General features: G+C 56.9%; 15 protein-coding genes. 5 read left to right on the top strand and 10 right to left on the bottom strand.

Going from position 1 to position 17,255, the window contains the following annotated elements; translation table 11 throughout:
• Positions 1-153: 153 nt before the first annotated feature.
• Complete coding sequence (locus tag FGU71_RS03160) at positions 154-2,649, top strand: TonB-dependent receptor (protein WP_142787217.1); 2,496 nt, start codon at positions 154-156, stop codon at positions 2,647-2,649.
• A gap of 187 nt (positions 2,650-2,836) precedes the next feature.
• Here the strand turns inward: FGU71_RS03160 and FGU71_RS03155 are convergent, their stop codons facing one another.
• Together FGU71_RS03155 and FGU71_RS03150 are read right to left on the bottom strand one after the other, a co-directional pair.
• Positions 2,837-4,000 (bottom strand): acyl-CoA dehydrogenase family protein, encoded by a 1,164-nt coding sequence (locus tag FGU71_RS03155; RefSeq protein WP_142787216.1) that lies wholly within the window; start codon positions 3,998-4,000, stop codon positions 2,837-2,839.
• 1 nt (position 4,001) lies between these two features.
• Complete coding sequence (locus FGU71_RS03150) at positions 4,002-4,775, bottom strand: crotonase/enoyl-CoA hydratase family protein (protein ID WP_142787215.1); 774 nt, start codon at positions 4,773-4,775, stop codon at positions 4,002-4,004.
• A gap of 113 nt (positions 4,776-4,888) precedes the next feature.
• On the opposite strand from FGU71_RS03150, the gene FGU71_RS03145 reads away from it, so the two are divergent.
• Together FGU71_RS03145 and FGU71_RS03140 are read left to right on the top strand one after the other, a co-directional pair.
• Positions 4,889-6,157, top strand: a complete 1,269-nt coding sequence (locus tag FGU71_RS03145; protein ID WP_142787214.1) for an acetyl-CoA C-acetyltransferase — start codon at positions 4,889-4,891, stop codon at positions 6,155-6,157.
• Between the two features lie 13 nt (positions 6,158-6,170).
• A complete protein-coding gene (locus tag FGU71_RS03140; RefSeq protein ID WP_142787213.1) occupies positions 6,171-7,697 on the top strand; it encodes an acetyl-CoA acetyltransferase in 1,527 nt (508 codons plus the stop codon).
• 10 nt (positions 7,698-7,707) lie between these two features.
• Here the strand turns inward: FGU71_RS03140 and FGU71_RS03135 are convergent, their stop codons facing one another.
• Both FGU71_RS03135 and FGU71_RS03130 read right to left on the bottom strand, forming a co-directional pair.
• Complete coding sequence (locus tag FGU71_RS03135; RefSeq protein WP_142787212.1) at positions 7,708-8,352, bottom strand: carboxymuconolactone decarboxylase family protein; 645 nt, start codon at positions 8,350-8,352, stop codon at positions 7,708-7,710.
• 3 nt (positions 8,353-8,355) lie between these two features.
• Complete coding sequence (locus FGU71_RS03130; RefSeq protein ID WP_142787211.1) at positions 8,356-8,889, bottom strand: VOC family protein; 534 nt, start codon at positions 8,887-8,889, stop codon at positions 8,356-8,358.
• A gap of 137 nt (positions 8,890-9,026) precedes the next feature.
• Between FGU71_RS03130 and hppD the strand changes: the two genes are divergently transcribed.
• On the top strand, positions 9,027-10,145 hold the full coding sequence (hppD, locus tag FGU71_RS03125) for a 4-hydroxyphenylpyruvate dioxygenase (RefSeq protein WP_142787210.1): 1,119 nt from the start codon (positions 9,027-9,029) through the stop codon (positions 10,143-10,145).
• Positions 10,142-10,699, top strand: coding sequence for a VOC family protein (locus tag FGU71_RS03120; RefSeq protein WP_142787209.1), 558 nt, complete (start codon positions 10,142-10,144; stop codon positions 10,697-10,699). Before hppD ends, FGU71_RS03120 begins: the two co-directional genes overlap by 4 nt.
• 328 nt (positions 10,700-11,027) lie before the next feature.
• Here FGU71_RS03120 and FGU71_RS03115 read toward each other — a convergent pair whose 3' ends face one another.
• From FGU71_RS03115 to FGU71_RS03090, 6 genes are all read right to left on the bottom strand, one after another.
• A complete protein-coding gene (locus FGU71_RS03115; protein ID WP_142787208.1) occupies positions 11,028-12,263 on the bottom strand; it encodes a hypothetical protein in 1,236 nt (411 codons plus the stop codon).
• A gap of 34 nt (positions 12,264-12,297) precedes the next feature.
• Positions 12,298-13,497: a GIY-YIG nuclease family protein gene (locus FGU71_RS03110; protein WP_142787207.1), complete on the bottom strand. Its 1,200-nt coding sequence runs from the start codon at positions 13,495-13,497 to the stop codon at positions 12,298-12,300.
• On the bottom strand, positions 13,490-15,553 hold the full coding sequence (locus tag FGU71_RS03105) for a DEAD/DEAH box helicase (RefSeq protein ID WP_142787206.1): 2,064 nt from the start codon (positions 15,551-15,553) through the stop codon (positions 13,490-13,492). The genes FGU71_RS03110 and FGU71_RS03105 overlap by 8 nt, the downstream gene beginning before the upstream one ends.
• Positions 15,550-15,876, bottom strand: a complete 327-nt coding sequence (locus FGU71_RS03100; protein WP_142787205.1) for a type II toxin-antitoxin system YafQ family toxin — start codon at positions 15,874-15,876, stop codon at positions 15,550-15,552. The genes FGU71_RS03105 and FGU71_RS03100 overlap by 4 nt, the downstream gene beginning before the upstream one ends.
• Positions 15,873-16,184: a type II toxin-antitoxin system RelB/DinJ family antitoxin gene (locus FGU71_RS03095; protein ID WP_234035616.1), complete on the bottom strand. Its 312-nt coding sequence runs from the start codon at positions 16,182-16,184 to the stop codon at positions 15,873-15,875. The genes FGU71_RS03100 and FGU71_RS03095 overlap by 4 nt, the downstream gene beginning before the upstream one ends.
• 81 nt (positions 16,185-16,265) lie before the next feature.
• Positions 16,266-17,249, bottom strand: a complete 984-nt coding sequence (locus FGU71_RS03090) for a hypothetical protein (protein ID WP_142787204.1) — start codon at positions 17,247-17,249, stop codon at positions 16,266-16,268.
• Positions 17,250-17,255: the final 6 nt, after the last annotated feature.

Here is a 17,255-nt window from a genome sequence, read left to right as displayed (position 1 = left end):
TGACGCAATGCTGCGCTGCAGCATAATATGTGGCATTTTTGCTACGGTTATGAATATAGCGCGGTAGACTCTTGGCAGGACCAAACTCGCTGATATTCTACCTCCCGGAACCAATAAGGCCAAAAGGCCGTGGGGATTTGGAGAGGAAATTTTATGACACGTAAGCTTGCAGCCTACGCTGCTGGTCTGATGGCCTGCAGTTCGTTTACCGCCCCTGCGTTCGCGCAGGACGGCGGCGCAGAAGCCGCGCCGGAGCAGGATGACAATGTAATCGTCGTGACGGCAACCCGCCGCGCTGAAAATATTCAGGATGTTCCGATCGCTGTTACAGCGGTAACTGGCGGACAGCTTGATAAACAGGGCGTCGTGAACGTCCAGAACATCACTCAGGTCTCACCAAGTTTTTCAACTTCGAGCGCGCAGATCGCGTCCGGCTCGGTCGTGCTGCGTATTCGCGGCGTGGGTACCACATCGAACAACATCGGCTTTGAAAGCGCAGTCGGCATCTTCGTCGATGGCGCCTATCAGTCGCGTCCCGGCATTGCGCTTTCGGAATTTGTCGACATCGAGCGAGTCGAAGTTCTGCGCGGTCCGCAGGGTACGCTGTTCGGCCGCAACACATCGGCAGGTGCACTCAACATCACCACCAAGGCTCCCGATCTTTCTGATTTCGGCGGCTTCGTGAATGCGACCTATGGCAATTACAATTTGATGAACGTTCAGGGCGCCGTCAACGCTCCGCTGATCGAAGACACCCTCGCGCTGCGCGTGACCGGTGCCTATCGCAATCGTGACGGTTACATCGATATCCTCAATCCGGCCGGCACCAAGATCGGCGAATCCAACACGATCGACCAGTTCCTCGTAAGGAGCCAGCTTGGGTTCGAGAGCGAAGGCGGTGTCAAAGTCCGCTTGATCGGTGATTATTCCGAAAGCTCGAACGGTTGCTGCTCGCCAATCGAATTGCTGGCGGCCCGGACAGAAACCAACGGCGTGTTCGATTTGATCAGCGGTGATCCGCGTGGCGGCAATGCGCATGTCCAGCCGGCGACCAACCCGTTTGACCAGACCGCTGCGGAAGCGGCCATGGACCGCCTCACCGCGACGGCAAACCGTCCGCCGCTGGCTGATGTGAACCAATGGGGTGTCACCGGCGAAATCACGATCCCGTTCGGCGACAATGCCGATCTGATCTACATCGGTTCGTATCGCGATTTTGAATCGAGTGAGAATTACGACACCGATTTCAGCGGTCTCGATTTCTTCGATGTCGATAATCTCGACACCAACATCACCACAATGACCCACGAATTGCGCTTGCAGGGCGAGGCCTTTGGCAGCGCACTGCAATGGCTCATCGGCGGTTACTATTCGGACGAAGAGATTGAATCGGTCACCGATTTCTCCCTCGGTGCGGATACGGACCTGCTCTACGGTGCCTTTGTCGGCGGGATATTGGGTCCGGCGCCGATCCAGCTTCTGACTGGCGTGAATCCGGCTGGCACGACAGCGACCAACCGCTATTCGCAGGAAGCCGAAAGCTGGTCGATCTTCACGCACAATGTGCTTGAGGTGGCCGATGGCCTGAAATTCACCGTTGGCCTGCGCTATTCGGATGAAACCAAGACCGGCGGTTACAACCAGCTCGCCAACAACAACCCAGCCTGTCTGAGTGGCCTTGCGCGTTTGAACGCAGGGGCGCCCATCCCGGCAGCGGTTGTCATCGGGCTTGGCTGTTTCGGCTTCACCGCACCTGCAATCGGCACGGCAACCCTGCCTCTGCCGCAGCAATACAACGCGACCTTCAGCGATGAAGAGCTGATCTACACCGGCAAGGTTTCGTATGAATTCGAAGCTCCGGTTACAGCCTATGCGAGCTTCACCCACGGCTATAAAGCAGGCGGCATCAACCTTGATGTCACCGCGGCAGTTGCGGGCGCTGATCCGACCTTCCTTTCGGAAACCGTGGATGCCTACGAAGTCGGCATAAAAGCGCAATTGATCGATGATGCGGTTACGCTGAACATCGCTGGTTTCCATCAGGAATTCGCCAACCTGCAGATCCTCGAATTCACTGGTGCCGCGTTCCAGACCTTCAACGTTCCCGAGGCGATCAGCTCGGGCGTCGAGATCGAGTCGGTTATCCGTCCGGACAACAACCTGACGTTCAATCTCGGCCTCACCTACACGAATGCGCGCTATCCCGAGGATTGCGCTGGTTCGGTTACTTTCGCGCAGGTCACCGAGCTGTGCGGAAACACGCTGACCAACGCGCCTGACATCGTTGCGATTGCCGGCGTGAACTACGAACGTGAAATCGGCAGCAGCCTGCTCGGTTTCTTCAACGGTCAGGTCCGAACCGAAAGCGATCGCCGGACCTCAACCCAGGCCAGCGACCCGGGCAGCGGCGGTACAATCCTGCTTCCGTTCGATGTTCAGGACAGCAACACCAAGATCAACCTTCGCGCCGGTATCGGCTCGATTGACGAGACTTGGACGTTTGAAGTCTGGGGCGTGAACATCACGGACGAAATCACGCGCGGCGTGACCTTCAACACCACCCTGCGCGGCAACCCGGGCTATTCGGCCCGCTCTGCCTTCGTGCAGGAACCGGCGACTTACGGCGCGACGGTTCGCTTCCAGTTCTGATCCGAAAGGATTAGGCAGAAAAAGGGCGGCTCGGGAAAACCGGGCCGCCCTTTTTGTTTGCTTATTTGTGGTGTGATCACCCATCCGGGCGTTCGTCCTCGCTAGACGCGGGGTACGCCGCGCCCGCAGGTACGTGAGCGAAGCGAATAATAGCACCGAGGACGAAGGCGCGGATACGCCTTCGAAATCACATACCCCGCGCGATCACCATTTTCATGACTTCGTTTGACCCGCCAAAAATCCGCGTGATGCGGCTGTCGCGGTACATGCGCGCAATCGGGTAATCATTGATGAAGCCTGCGCCGCCGTGAAATTGCAGACATTTGTCCACCACTTCGCCCTGGAGTTCAGTTACCCAATATTTGGCCATGCACGCCGTTGGCACATCCAATTCGCCTTTGAGGTGTTTGGCAATGCAATCGTTGACGAAAATACGGGCGGCTGTGCCGCGCGCGGCCAGATCGGCCATGACAAATTGGGTGTTCTGGAAATCCCAGATCGTCTGGCCGAACGCCTTGCGATTTTTGACAAACTCCATGGTTGTCTCAAGCGCCTTTTCGATCCCGGTCATCGCGCCCATGGCGATAATCAGGCGCTCCTGCGGAAGCTCACCCATCAATTGATAGAAGCCTTTGCCTTCGACACCGCCGAGAACATTTTCAGCGGGTACAAAAACATCGTCAAAAAACAGCTCGGAAGTGTCGGCCGCATCCAGCCCGATTTTGTCGAGTTTCTTGCCGCGCTGAAAACCTTCCGCGCCTTCGGTTTCCAACAGCATCAGGGAGATACCCTTGGCGCGTTCCTTCGGATCGGTTTTGGCCACCACAATGATGAAGTCCGCGGTTTGACCATTGGAGATGTATGTTTTTGCACCGTTGATCTTGTAACCGTTGCCATCTTTCAGGGCGGTGGTTGTGATGCTCTGCAGGTCCGATCCAACGCCCGGCTCGGTCATGGCAATCGCGCTGACGAGTTCACCGGTCACGAGCTTTGGTAGATATTTCTTCTTCTGCTCTTCGGTGCCGTGGCGAACCAGATAGGGCAGGATCACGGTATTATGCAGGCTGGCAGCGAAGCCTTCGACATTGTGTTTCGATTGCTGGTCAATCACGACCATATCGTGCCGGAAATCGCCGCCATGGCCGCCATATTCCTCTGGCACGGACACGCCGAGCAAGCCTGCGCCGCCTGCTTCATTCCAGAATTCCCGTTCTACCTGGCCGTCTTCACGCCATTTGAGAACGCGTTTTTCAGGGGCGTGTTGCTGGTAGAATTTGCCCACGGCGTCGGCGAAGATCGAAATCTCCTCGTCATCCATGAATTCCGGCTGCGCTACATTAATAGCTGGCATCTTATTTACCCTTCCAATTCGGTGCACGTTTTTCGGCAAAGGCGGCTGCGCCTTCGCGGGCGTCTTCGGATACGAAGACCGGTGCGATCAGCTTGGCCTGGTTCGTGTAACGATCATCCATCGCCCAACCGCGCGATTCCTTCACGATCTGTTTGGAAACCTTCACTGCAAGCGGGCCGTTTGCCGCGATTTTCGCAGCGAGCGCCTTTGCCGCATCCAGCGCGGACCCCTCGGTCACGCTGTTGATCATCCCAAGTTCGTATGCGCGAGGCGCACCGATGAAATCACCTGTCAGGGCAAGCTCCATGGCAATCCGTTCTGGTATTTGATCTGGCAGCATCATCACGCCGCCTGCCGCAGCGACAAGCCCGCGTTTCACTTCGGGAATCCCGAATTTTGCGCTGTCTTTCGCGACGACGAGATCGCAGGCGATCATCAGTTCAAGCCCGCCGGCAAGGGCATAGCCCTCGACAGCAGCGATCAGAGGTTTGGCAGGCGGGGCCTGAACCACACCGCCGAAACCGCGACCTTCCACTGATGGTGTCTCGCCCCGCAGGAAGCCTTTTAAATCCATACCCGAGCAGAACGTACCGCCTGCGCCGGTCAGGATGCCAACGCGAAGATCATCTTCGCTGTCGAGACGGTCCATCGCCGCTGCAATACCTTCAGCCGCGGCTTTGGTCATTGCGTTCTTTGCCTCTGGCCGGTTGATGGTGACGATCAGAACGCCGTTATCAACTTCCGTCAGGACTTCTTGCGTTGATGTATCTGACACAGTGCTCTCCCTAGCTAAATTGTCATTTCGATTTGCAACTGAATTCTTGTGCAAGTGGTGCAGGCGGTTTACGGATACGTCAACTGCAAATCTGAAAGTGAGAGAGGATACCCATGGGCGAGGCATATATTATCGACGCGGTGCGCACCCCGCGCGGCATTGGCAAACAAGGCAAAGGCGCGCTGGCGGCCGAGCATCCGCAGCATTTGGCGGCAACTGTCCTGAAAGCCATCGCGGCGCGCAACGGACTTGATACCTCGACAGTGGATGACGTGATCTGGTCTGTGTCCACACAGGACGGCATGCAGGCCGGCGATCTTGGCCGGATGGCCGCCCTCGATGCGGGCTATGATGTTACCTCATCGGGCACGACCCTTGATCGGTTTTGTGGCGGCGGCATAACCTCGGTCAATCTGGCTGCGGCTCAGATTATGAGCGGCATGGAAGATTGCATCGTTGCCGGCGGTACAGAAATGATGAGCCTGACAGCGGCAATGTCGAAAGAGAAGATGCAGGCCGGGATCAAGCCGCCGATGATGGGCAGTTATAACGGGCGTCTACAGACGGTTCACCCGCAATCGCATCAGGGGATTTGTGGTGATGCCATTGCCACCATGGAAGGCTTTACCCGCGAAGATCTGGATACAGTAGGCTATCGGTCGCAGCAACGCGCCGCAGAGGCGATGAGCGAAGGCCGTTTCGATAAATCTGTGATTCCGGTGACAGATGATGCGGGCAATGTCCTGCTCGACAAGGATGAATATCCGCGCCCCCAGACGACACTCGAAGGGCTGGGCGAGCTGGAGCCTGCGTTTACCAAGATCGCTGATGTTCCGCTGGATGCGAATGGCACGACGTTCCGCAAGCTGATCAATCAGAAATATCCGGATCTCGACATTCAGCATTTCCACCATGCGGGTAATTCTTCCGGCGTGGTTGATGGTGCAGCAGCGGTATTGGTTGTCAGCAAGGAATATGCGCAGAAACACGGTCTGAAACCGCGCGCGCGCATCGTCCAGACAGCCAATATGGGCGATGATCCCACGCTGATGCTGAATGCCCCTGTTCCGGCCGCCAAAAAGGTTTTGGAGCGCGCTGGCATGAGCGTTGACGATATCGACCTGTTCGAAATCAACGAAGCCTTTGCTGTGGTTGCCGCCAAATTCGTGCGCGATCTTGGTCTTCATTGGGACAAGGTCAATGTAAACGGCGGCTCCATCGCTTTAGGCCATCCGATTGGTGCGACAGGATCGATCCTGATCGGAACTGTGCTTGATGAATTGGAACGCCGCGATCTTAAAACCGGTCTTGTGACCATGTGCGCCGCAGGCGGAATGGCCCCGGCCATCATCATAGAGCGTGTAGACGGCTTCGTCGATTAAGCGAGGCCGGGCAATGATCGCTGATAATACGCCCGTCATCATCGGGGTCGGGCAATATTCGGAGCGGGTGGGAGAGCCCGGTTACGAGGCATTGTCGTATATGGACCTTGCCGGAAGGGCTCTTACCGCAGCGATAACGGATAGCAATGCGAGCGCGCCGGTCTCGCCAGAGATCGACACGCTGGCTGCTATCCGTGCTTTTGAAATGTCGCGGCCGGATCGTAAACCGCCATTCGGCGCAGCCAGCAATGTGCCGCGCGCGATCGCGGGCAGGGTCGGGGCAAACCCGGCCCGCGCGATTCTCACGACGACCGGAGGGCAGACCAACCAGCAATTGGTGGGCGAATTTGCACGCAATATCGCCGCTGGTGAAAGTCAATGCGCGGTTATCATCGGTTCAGAGGCGATCTCGACCGTCCTAGCTCTTTCGGCCAAGGGAGAGGCGCCAGATTGGTCCGAAGAGGTCGAAGGTGATTTTGAGGATCAAGGGTTTGGCGTTGATGGCCTAATGGAACCTGCGCTGTTTGCACATGGTGCGACAGGGGCAATCCCGCTTTATGCGCTGGCAGAAAATGCGCGGCGGGCCAAATCGGGCAAAAATCTCGACGAATACCGCCGTGATATCGGCGCTTTGTTTGCCCCTTTTACCAAAGTCGCAGCCGCTAATCCCCATTCCGCCGCGCCGCTAGAGCGCAGCGCGCTAGAGCTTGCTACGGTGACAGAGCGGAACCGGATTGTCGCAGAACCCTACCCGCGAATGACAGTCGCCCGCGATCAGGTGAATCAGGCGGCAGCCATCATTATCGCCAATGCTGCCACAGCGCGCAGGCTCGGAATTCCAGAGGAAAAATGGGTGCACATTCACGCCGTTTCAGCGGCAACCGAATTGAAACTGTCCCAGCGCCCTGATCTTTCCACCAACCCCGCATCGATCGCCAGCGTTGAAGCAGCGCTTGTGCGGGCTGGCAAAACAATGGACGAAATCGCGTATCTTGATTTCTATTCGTGCTTTGCGATCCCGGTTTTCAACCAGATCGATCATTTCGGTCTGAGCGCCGATGACCCTCGGGGGCTGACGCTGACGGGCGGTTTGCCGTTTTTCGGCGGAGCGGGAAACAATTATTCCGCTCATGCTATCTGCGAGGCGGTGCAAAAAGTCAGAGCGAACCGCGGGGCCTATGCCCTGGTCGGAGCCAATGGCGGCTGGATGAGCAAATATGCGACCGGCATCTACTCGGTTGATCCAGCTGACTGGGCCGGCAATGACCGATTTGAAAAATTGCCAATGGCCAAAGACGCGGTACCGGCGGGAACGGGACCGTTTCACAGCGCTACGGTTGAGACTTATACGATCAACCACACAAAGGCCGGCAGCGCCGCGGTGTTTCTGGGCCGTAACGAAGCGGGTGAGCGCGTTTGCGGCAATGCCGATCTTGATCACGCGGCAACCCGCGCCGCATTCGAAAGCGGTGAGCCTTTCGGACTGAAATTATCTGTCACGCAAGATGATCGCGGCCGTAATATCGGGCGTCTTGCCTAACCCTTGTCGCCTAATCCTTGCGGTTTTCGCCGCCTAGAAAATCGAGTGCGGAAAAGCCCGGCGGCGCTGCGACTTCGGTGATTGGATCATCGCGGTCATCAAATTCCGTGCGAAGCGCCCGGCTCATCACGGCATGCATCAGATACATGCAGGTTGTGTAGGTCAGCTCCATAATTTCCTCGTCGGAAAACGCGGCTTTTAGCTCGTCGAAAAGGCTGTCCGGCACACGGCCCAGATGGGTCACCAAACGATCCGCATAGGCGAGCACGAGCCGTTCCTTGGGATCATAGCATGTCGCAGTTTGCCATGCCGTGATGGCGGTGATTTTTGCTTCGCTGACACCAAGCCCGCGCAGGCTTTTGCAATGCTGCGAGAACACAAACTGGCTGCCTGTGGCCCATCCGGCCCATGTCTGGCCAAGCTCCCGAAGAACGGGATCGAGTTTGCGATTTGCGCTGCGGTAATACGCGAAACCTTGCGCCGCGTGTTTGAGCGTGTCGGGTGAATTGGCAAACACAGTCCACCAATCGCCCGGTGTCCCAGTTGCTGTTCCGGGTTCGGCAACCGGATCGCGTTCTCCGAACAGCATGTGGTAAAGCGGAAGGACGGTGTCTTTGTTGGCTTCTGCTTTGGGAACTTGTCTCAGACGCGGCATTGATCAGGCCTCCGTTCGCATATCGGCGGTTGCCGGTTCGTGGGCGATATCATCTGGCCCGAATTCTTTGGTGGTCGCGGCAAATTCCAACATGATCCCATTAGGATCGGTGAAATAGACGGAGCGAACAAACACGCCATCATGCATTTCCTGCGTCATGCCGGCAGGGCTGTCATCATGGTTCACGATTGCATGGGTATGCTCGACGCCGGCATTCTGCAGGCGCTCCAATGTCGCTTCCAGTTCGTCTTCCGGCATGTCGAATGCGAGATGGTTCATGGAGCCGACTGCTGTTTTGGCATCAAAGGGGAATTTCTTCACCGATGCTATTCCGGGGGCTGCCGGGGGGCCATCGGCCCACCAGAAAAATGCGACGCTGTTTCCGCCGCCACAATCAAAAAAGAAATGCTGGCCGCCGCCAGGCAACTCGACCGTTTTGAACAGCGGCATGTTCAAGACTTCGGTGTAGAATTGAACTGTCTCTTTCATGTCGCGGCATACCAGCGCCACGTGATTGATGCCCGTCGTTTTGATCATTGTTGCTCTCCTTCACGAAGCCTGCCTGCATCCCTGCGGGTTTGCAATCGCAACTCGATACCCTGTGTTTTGACAAGCGCAGCGATTCAGCGTATTTAGTTTCAAACGTAACTACTTTAACAATTTTGAGGCTTTCCATGACCATCCACCCCGGAGATCTGTTCGAAAATCCAGCCGGCCTCGACGGCTTTGAATTTGTGGAATTCTGCGCGCCGGAAAAAGGCGTGCTTGAACCCGTATTTCAAGCGATGGGTTTCACTCGGGTTGCCAAACACCGGTCAAAAGATGTGGATCTCTGGCGTCAGGGCGGGATCAACCTCATCATCAATTACGAACCGCGCAGCGCGGCGTGGTATTTTGCCCGCGAACATGGTCCATCGGCCTGCGGCATGGCCTTCCGCGTGCGCAACGCAGCCGAGGCTTATGACCATTTGATCGCGCAAGGCGCAGAGCCCGTTGCGAATGAGCCGGGCCCGATGGAGCTTCGCATCCCTGCCATTCGCGGCATAGGCGGCGCCATTCTGTATCTCGTCGACCGGTATGCTGGCGCTGAAAACAAAAGTCTCAGCATTTATGACATTGATTTCGATTATCTGCCCGGCGTTGACCCTCATCCCGAAGGCGCGGGCTTTCACACGATCGATCACCTGACGCACAATGTCTACACAGGCCGGATGAAGTATTGGGCCGAGTATTACGAGACGCTGTTTAATTTCCGAGAGATCCGCTTTTTCGATATCAAGGGTGAATATACCGGTCTGACATCAAAGGCGCTTACCGCGCCAGACGGCAAGATTCGGATCCCGCTGAACGAAGAAGGTGAAGGCGGCAAGGGCCAGATCGAAGAGTTCCTGCGAGAATTCAACGGCGAGGGCATTCAGCACATCGCTCTGATCTGCGAAGATCTCGTTGCGTGTTGGGATCGTCTGAAAGAATACGGCGTCCCGTTTATGACCGCGCCGCCTGAAACCTATTACGAGATGCTTGATGAGCGCCTGCCCGGACATGGCGAGGATATCGCTGCGCTCAAAACGCGTGGAATCCTGCTTGATGGCACCACAGAAGGCGGGCAGCCACGCTTGTTGCTTCAGATTTTTGCCGAAGCCCAGGTCGGACCGGTATTCTTTGAATTCATCCAACGCAAAGGCGACGATGGCTTTGGCGAAGGCAATTTCAAAGCGCTGTTTGAAAGCATCGAGCGCGATCAGGTCGCGCGCGGCGTGCTTGATGCCAAAACATCGGAGCCTGCCGAATGAGCGCAGTGAAGCCATCAGGAATTCATCACGCGGCCTATCGCTGCAAAGATGCTAAAGAAACGGTCGAATGGTATGGCCGCATCCTCGGTATGGAATACACCACCGCCTTTGCCGAGGATCACGTGCCGTCCACCGGGGATTATGATCCCTACATGCATGTCTTTCTGGACGCAGGAAACGGCAATATCCTGGCATTTTTCGAATTGCCGAATCAACCCGATATGGGCCGCGACGAAAACACCCCAGCCTGGGTACAGCATCTCGCCTTCAAGGTCGCATCAGAAGCAGAGTTGCTCGAAGCCAAGAAGCATATCGAGGCCGAAGGTATCGATGTCCTTGGTCCGACCCATCACGGTATTTTCAAATCGATCTATTTCTTTGATCCAAACGGTCACCGCGTCGAACTTGCGGCGGATATTGGCACTGATGATCAATACGCCGAATTGAAGCGCGTGGCACCAATGATGCTGGATGAATGGTCTCAAACAAAAACCGCTCCGCGTCACGCCGATTGGCTGCACGAAATAGCACGGGCTGAACACGCCAATAGCTAAGCCTTGGCCGAATGGCCGGTCGCTTTGAGGATGATTGCCACTGGGCGCCAAAAGGCGCAGCACTTGGTGATCTATTCGAAAAACCACCAATAAGATTTCACCGCTCCGCCAGTGCAGCTGAGCGGCTAATGATAGGTTTCTGTATTGAAAAGGTGGCGGAGGCGGAGTCCGACCTATATCTGAAATAACGATTTGATATCAGATCGATATGGAGATTTCAGAGTTCACCAGACCCACACTCAGACCCACACTTTTGAGTGGATGCAAGCGGACATCCTGAGATCGTGGGGGCTGGCTATCAGCCGCGTCACATGTGGCTTGATGTTGGTTACCAGCCATAGCGCGAAGGGTAAAAGCCCTTATCATCGTCTGGTCCAAACACGTGTTGAGCCTCGAACAACACCTCGAATCCTTCGACACTTGAAGCGCGCTCGGCTCGCTCGACAATTGCATTGAGCCAGTCAAGAAACTCGGTGGAACGCGGCGAGGACGTGGCTTTGAGTTCCTCAGTTAGTTGTGTGGCTAGGCGGCGCAGGCGGTCGCGTTTCTCGACCCGCTCGAACACGAGATCGAGCACCTTGAGGCGCCGGTCTTCGATATAGGCTAGCCGTCTAGCCTCGTTGCGCCGACGCGCTTCTTCTTCCGCACGGATGCGGTCTTCCTCGGCTCGCCTGTCATCCTCGCGCTTCGCAGAAGCCAGTACGGCAAGACCCACTGCGATATCGTTCGCCATGTTTTCCAGGCGCTGGATCTTGGCATCCTTGAAGGAGCGGCGGAGAGATGACGAGTATCGGAGATAGAGGTCGAACTCGAACGATACCTTGCCGGTCGGTGCATAATCCCATTCTGGCCAATGGCTAAATGAGGAAAAGCTCGGGACGTAATCCCAATCGTCCCGTGCCCAGCGCCGCTCTCGCCGTTTTCGTTCCTTCTCTTCCTTCGCCAATTCCTCGGGCGTGGGCTCGTGCTGCGATCGCTTAACTGCTTCCTTTAGACTGAAGGGGACAATCACGTTTCCGTCCGTGAACGCGGCGCGTTCAGCCTTGCCGCTGAGTTCAAAGCCTTGGACCTGTGCTGCCGTGACTATTCGGTTGAGCGATAGTTCGATCCGATCAATTGAATCCGGCGCTAATTCCGCGTCGATCAAGGCGGACTGAGCGAGCCTCACCAATCCCCGTTCGTCAGGCTTTGCCTTGCGCAACTTGGCCATCGATCGCGTTACGATGGAATGTTCCTGATCGACCTTTTTGGGATCGAACGCCGAGGCCCGAACGCGGGCCTCTTCGCGGATTTGCGCGACGGAATCGGGTTCGTTGCGGAGCTCTCCGCCAGCGATGTTGATCGTGTCGGAAATGCCCGACTTCAGCCTGGGTAGCGGTGTTCGTTTGACCCTTTGGCCCGCTGCATGTTTTGCCCACCATCCAAGCGGAGGGTTGGGTACATCGTGCTTGCGGCAAATCTTGTGCAAGGCGACGTCAGAAAGACCGAATTCCTTTGCCAAGTGCGTCATTGGCTTGGACCAGACGAGCTCATAGAACTCGGAGCGGGTGAACTGACGTGCCATGAGCTAACTTCGCCTGATTGCGTCCAACTGCAAGTCAGACGTCATCTTGGGCAACGAACTCCGCCCTTGCGGGATCGTATACGTGCTGCGTGACAGTACCGTCACTGATCCGCGCCACCAATTCGTTGATGATCGAAAGCGGGACAAGGAACCACTCGCGCGGCTGGACAGTTTTGCCAAATCGATCGCCTGCAGAAAGATCAAGGCGGGCAGGCCCGAGCGCACGATGGATCAGCCGTTCGAGCTTGGTTCGATTGATGTTGAAGAGCTTGTACTCGGCCACGACTTCGACATCCGCGAGCAGGAAAGTCGGATCGTTACGCGCGTTGGCAATCCGGCTGAGGACCGGCTGCCCTGTAACGCCGATCTTATGGATCAGCTCGCGATGCTCGTCGACATAGGGATGCGACGATTTGCTACGGAGTACATAGATCGTGCCGCTCTCCAGATCGTCGGGCTCAGCGGTGTCTCCAAAAAGCGGTCCTGCGTTTTGCTCGCTCACGCGCCTAGCGGACTCGTCCCGATAGAGCGACTTCTGGAATGAGCGTGAAAGGACCGTCGCCTCGGTTGCGTTGTCGTATATGACTCGGACACGGCGATCAGCCCGCTCATACTGAGTCGTGAAGGCGTCGGTCGAGGCGGCGATGTATGCGAGTTGCCCGCCGACGATGAAGAAATTCCCTGGCTGGATTTCGGCCAGCGTGACCTCAGAATTGCCGAGCGCCTTGGCCTGTCTGCTACCGGCCTTCAGATCGACCTGCACCGCCTCGAACAGCGGCTTGAACTCTTCGAAATCCTCGCACCTCTCACGGTTGGCGATTTCTTCAGCGGCTCTCTTCTCGGCCCGAGAACTCACATGCCGCAGCTTTGTAATATCATCTTCCGACCCCGGTTGGATGCCAAGTTCTGCCAGAAGTGCAGTGTCGTCTAGTTCGTCCGATGGTTTCCCTAACGGCTCGGCTGCATCCAGAATGCCGTCCGGGTCCATGCTCGCCAAGAGTTCTTGCGCTTCGGGAAGAGCGCGAAGCCTCTCAAGACGGACAGCATAGAGTCGCTCAAAAATGTCATGATCCTCCCCATGCCTGGGGAGGCGTCCATGCTCTTTGACGAAACGCTGTATGTCCTCGAATCCCGCTATAATGCGTTCTTGAAGGGGGGTCAGCTTTCGAACCGGCTCGGGTGCTGTTTCGACACCAAGCTCGGCCAGCAGTTCGAGGTCACTCAATTCAGCCATTGCTGGCCTCTTTGGTGGCGTGGCGTTGGAGGAAAGCGATGCCCTCGGCCATCTTGCGTTCCCACGCATCTTGAGAAGTCAGCGATGGCAGCCGTCCGCGCTCCCGCTTGAATTCCAGCGCTCGCTCGGCAAGTGCGCGCGCATCTTCGTAGGTCAGCTTGTCCTTCTTTGCGTTGATGACCGCCTGAACCTGCAACAGGGTCTTTGCATCCATGGACTTGGCCAAGACCGCAATCGTTGCCTCGAACGGATTGACCCGGTCGATGAGATCGATGTCGAGCTCCGTTACGCTGAGCGCGAACCTGCGCACACCTTCGATGAAGGCGGTATTTGCCTTGATTTCGCCATCACCATCGCTTGTCAGCACAGCCTTGGCTTGCTGGGTCAAAGTCATCGCAGCAACCGCCTGTTGGCGGACCGCTTCCTGATCGTGTTCGCTCAATTCGGGGTACTTTTCCCGAATGATCTTGCCCATCTTGAGCTGGGTTAGCTCTTCTGGAACAACGTCGGGATCGAATACGCCGCGTTCGACGACTGCCTTGTCCTGCACAAAGGTCGCAATGACCTCGTTGAGATCCTCACGGCAGATACGCGTCGCCTCGACGCTCTTTGGCAGTTTGAGACCCTTGATCTCGAAATGCATCTGGCCGTGATCGTTCACGCCAAAATTCGTCTCACCTTCCTTGTATCCACCCGGCCCGTAGTCGAAGTCCGGTTTCGGCCCTGCGTCCTTTGGCGTGAAGTCGAAGCGGGGCGCGAGCACTTGCTCCATGAGCAAGCTCGCCGCAATCGCCTTGAGGTAATCGTTGATCGCGTCGACTACGAGCGGGCTGTCCGCCGCTGGTTCGGCGATCAGATTGGTAAAGCGAGCGCGGGTCTTACCCGGCGCATCTCGGGTTGCCCGGCCAATGATCTGGATGATTTCAGTTAGGCTGGAGCGATAGCCGACCGTCAACGCGTGTTCGCACCAGATCCAGTCGAAGCCTTCCTTCGCCATCCCCAGCGCGATGATGATGTCGACAAAGTCGCGATCCGATCGCGCATCGGGTGATTTCAGGGCTGCGGCGACGCGGTCGCGCTTGGCGGAATCGTCGTCGACGAGGTCGGCCACCTTGATAACGTTTCCGGCAGCCGTCTTGATAAGGTGGAACCCTGTCTCGGGATCAATGCCCTGCCAGTCGCCGAGGTGGTTCATGATGTCCTCGGCCTCGCGATGCTTGTCCTTCAGGCTCTCGCGCGAATTGACCGATGGGATGTGGACGATGGTCTTCACCGTCGGATCGAGCAGCGCCGAAATCTTCTCGGTGTAAGGCCCGGTGTAGAAGCTGTAGCCGATATCGAGCGTCTTCAGATACTCGTATCCATTGAGCTGCTGGTAGTAGGTGTAGGTAACCGTCTCGAACTTGGCTTCGTCTTCCGGCGCAAGCACAGGAATGGCATCGCCACGGAAATAGCTACCCGTCATCGCCACAACATGCGCCTTGTCGCGCCCGATCAACTGCGCGAGCTGCGCGCCGAGACGGTTGCCGGCATCGGCGGAGACGTGGTGGAATTCGTCGATTGCGACCAGACGGTTATCGAACGCTTCCGGTCCGAGCTCGTCGAAGGCGAAGCGAAACGTTGCATGAGTGCAGACGAGCACCTTTTCATCGCTCGCAAGGAACTCGCCGACCGCTTTCACTTTGGACTTCGCGACCTTGGGATCATCGGCACCCGGCGTGTTGCACAGGTTCCATTGCGGGGCGACGTTCCAGTCGGTGAAAAAACCGTACTTGCTCAGTGGTTCGGTGTTAAAGCTTGCGCCGATCGAGCGTTCGGGCACGCAGATGATGGCTTGCCGGACATTTTGGTTCGCCAGCTTGTCGAGCGCGATGAACATGAGCGCACGCGATTTGCCTGAGGCGGGCGGGGACTTGATCAGCAGATATTGCTCGCCGCGCTTCTCATAAGCTTGCGCCTGCATCGGGCGCATGCCCAGTTCGTCCGACTTGGCCGACGCGCCGGTCTGGGCAGTCGTGAACGATACGGCGGGAATGATCTGATCCTTGGCGCTCATTTGAAAAGCTCACTGTGTGTTCCGGCGCGGGTGAAGAAAATGCCGCCGCCGGGTGCCGGAATGTCTTCTACGCGGTAGATCAGCAGGAAATCGCCACCGACATGACATTCCCGGTGCCCCTGCCATTCGCCCTTGAGTGCGTGGTCTTTCCATTCGGGGCCGAGCGGCGCGTCATTGGCGATGAGCAGTAGCATCACCTGTTTGAGCTTTTTCATATCGTATCGGCCCGAACGCGACAGCCGCTCGAAGTCTTTCAGGAACGACTTCGCATAGCCAATCGTCCGGGGCAGCGCGGTGCGCTTGCTCGCAGCCGCTTTTTTCAAGACTTCTGTTTTCCGGCCTCGCGCAAGGCTTTGCTCTCTTCCTCGAGCTCGGCGAACATATCGTCAGCATTGTCGAAGCGGGGCGCGGCGCCATTCTTGAAGAATTCATCCGCCTCTTCCATCGCCGCGCGGGTTTCCGCATTGGGAACCTTGAGCTCTAGCGGGAAGGCCTGGTCGGTGGCGATGCGGTGGAACAGCAGGCGCACGGCATCGGCGGTCGACAGACCCATCGCCGCCAGCGCCTCGGTCGCGCGGTCTTTCAGATCATTGTCCATCCGGACATGAATCATTGAGCTATGGGCGTTCATACCATCTCCTGTATCTCAAATGAGATATAGGGACCATTGGACCTAAAAGTCAATCATATGATGGGGCGGATCACTGCGAACCTAGCTGGATAGGTCAGCCCACCGTTTTGCGTCGCGCATCCCAACCGCCCACGCTTCATCGACCAAATCACCGCTTGCGCGGAAGAATTCACCACCAAGCCATTTGCCATTCTTGGTCAGAAGCTTTTTCATTCCGTTTTCGCCTTCAATGGCGATCCGTGAATTCGGGAAATGTGGCTCGCCTGCAGTCTCATTCGACCTGAGCAAGCGCCATCTGAAGGCTCCATTCGGCAAGGCGCGATTGTGGTCTTCGCAGCGCGTCGGTGGACTGCCAGACATCCCGACCTTAACGACTATGTCATCGCCAGCATCTTCGCCAAGAAAGGCGCTCATATCGCCATCAAGCTTCAGCTGATAAAGGCTCTTAGGCCCCTCAGCTTCACGTACCATATGCGGGTTTTGCGATACCGGCCCTGCCTTGTTGACGCCGAACAAGTCCGAACCCTTTGCCAAGCGGGCATCGTCGACAGGAATTTCGCCAAAGACGGAGACCTCCTGAAGATCAAGGTCGAGCAACTTTCGCGCCTCTTCGCTGGTTAGAGGCATGCCCTGCGATCCGATCGTTTGTGCCCTGCCAGCGGAATAGGTTTCGTTTGCAAAATCTGCGATCAAAGGGCGGGCGTCGGCTGCGACGCGCCAAGCTCGAATGGCCTTCACACCAAGATCCCAGCGATCCTCGCGATCCGGATCGTTCTTTTTCGCCTCCCACGCCATCGGTGACATGAAGGCTTGTGCGTGGTTCACGCGGTGGGAACATTGCAGCACACCCACAACCCGGCCAAGCATGTCCGATGGCGCATTGCCCACCGCGTAGATTACGACCAATGCACCCGGCTCACTACGACGGATGAAACTGCGTCTCTGGCTGTCGGTGCTGAAGCCTAGAAAACCCCAATTGCCGGGATCGAAGCCATAGAAGCTCGTGAGCCAGACGTTCGGCGGCTCGCGCATTATCGCGTCGATGGGAGCCATAATCTGGCTCATGTGACA

This window comes from Erythrobacter insulae, from assembly GCF_007004095.1.
Classification (GTDB): domain Bacteria; phylum Pseudomonadota; class Alphaproteobacteria; order Sphingomonadales; family Sphingomonadaceae; genus Erythrobacter; species Erythrobacter insulae.
This window is presented reverse-complemented; position numbering and strand designations above follow the sequence as displayed.

Bases quoted from the DNA above. Each gene is read 5' to 3' on its own strand.
- hppD (WP_142787210.1), top strand. From the start codon at position 9,027: ATGACCATCCACCCCGGAGATCTGTTCGAAAATCCAGCCGGCCTCGAC.
- FGU71_RS03090 (WP_142787204.1), bottom strand. From the start codon at position 17,249: ATGAGCCAGATTATGGCTCCCATCGACGCGATAATGCGCGAGCCGCCG.
- FGU71_RS03120 (WP_142787209.1), top strand. From the start codon at position 10,142: ATGAGCGCAGTGAAGCCATCAGGAATTCATCACGCGGCCTATCGCTGC.
- FGU71_RS03135 (WP_142787212.1), bottom strand. From the start codon at position 8,352: ATGCCGCGTCTGAGACAAGTTCCCAAAGCAGAAGCCAACAAAGACACC.
- FGU71_RS03160 (WP_142787217.1), top strand. From the start codon at position 154: ATGACACGTAAGCTTGCAGCCTACGCTGCTGGTCTGATGGCCTGCAGT.
- FGU71_RS03095 (WP_234035616.1), bottom strand. From the start codon at position 16,184: ATGAACGCCCATAGCTCAATGATTCATGTCCGGATGGACAATGATCTG.
- FGU71_RS03130 (WP_142787211.1), bottom strand. From the start codon at position 8,889: ATGATCAAAACGACGGGCATCAATCACGTGGCGCTGGTATGCCGCGAC.
- FGU71_RS03155 (WP_142787216.1), bottom strand. From the start codon at position 4,000: ATGCCAGCTATTAATGTAGCGCAGCCGGAATTCATGGATGACGAGGAG.
- FGU71_RS03145 (WP_142787214.1), top strand. From the start codon at position 4,889: ATGGGCGAGGCATATATTATCGACGCGGTGCGCACCCCGCGCGGCATT.
- FGU71_RS03140 (WP_142787213.1), top strand. From the start codon at position 6,171: ATGATCGCTGATAATACGCCCGTCATCATCGGGGTCGGGCAATATTCG.
- FGU71_RS03105 (WP_142787206.1), bottom strand. From the start codon at position 15,553: ATGAGCGCCAAGGATCAGATCATTCCCGCCGTATCGTTCACGACTGCC.
- FGU71_RS03110 (WP_142787207.1), bottom strand. From the start codon at position 13,497: ATGGCTGAATTGAGTGACCTCGAACTGCTGGCCGAGCTTGGTGTCGAA.
- FGU71_RS03115 (WP_142787208.1), bottom strand. From the start codon at position 12,263: ATGGCACGTCAGTTCACCCGCTCCGAGTTCTATGAGCTCGTCTGGTCC.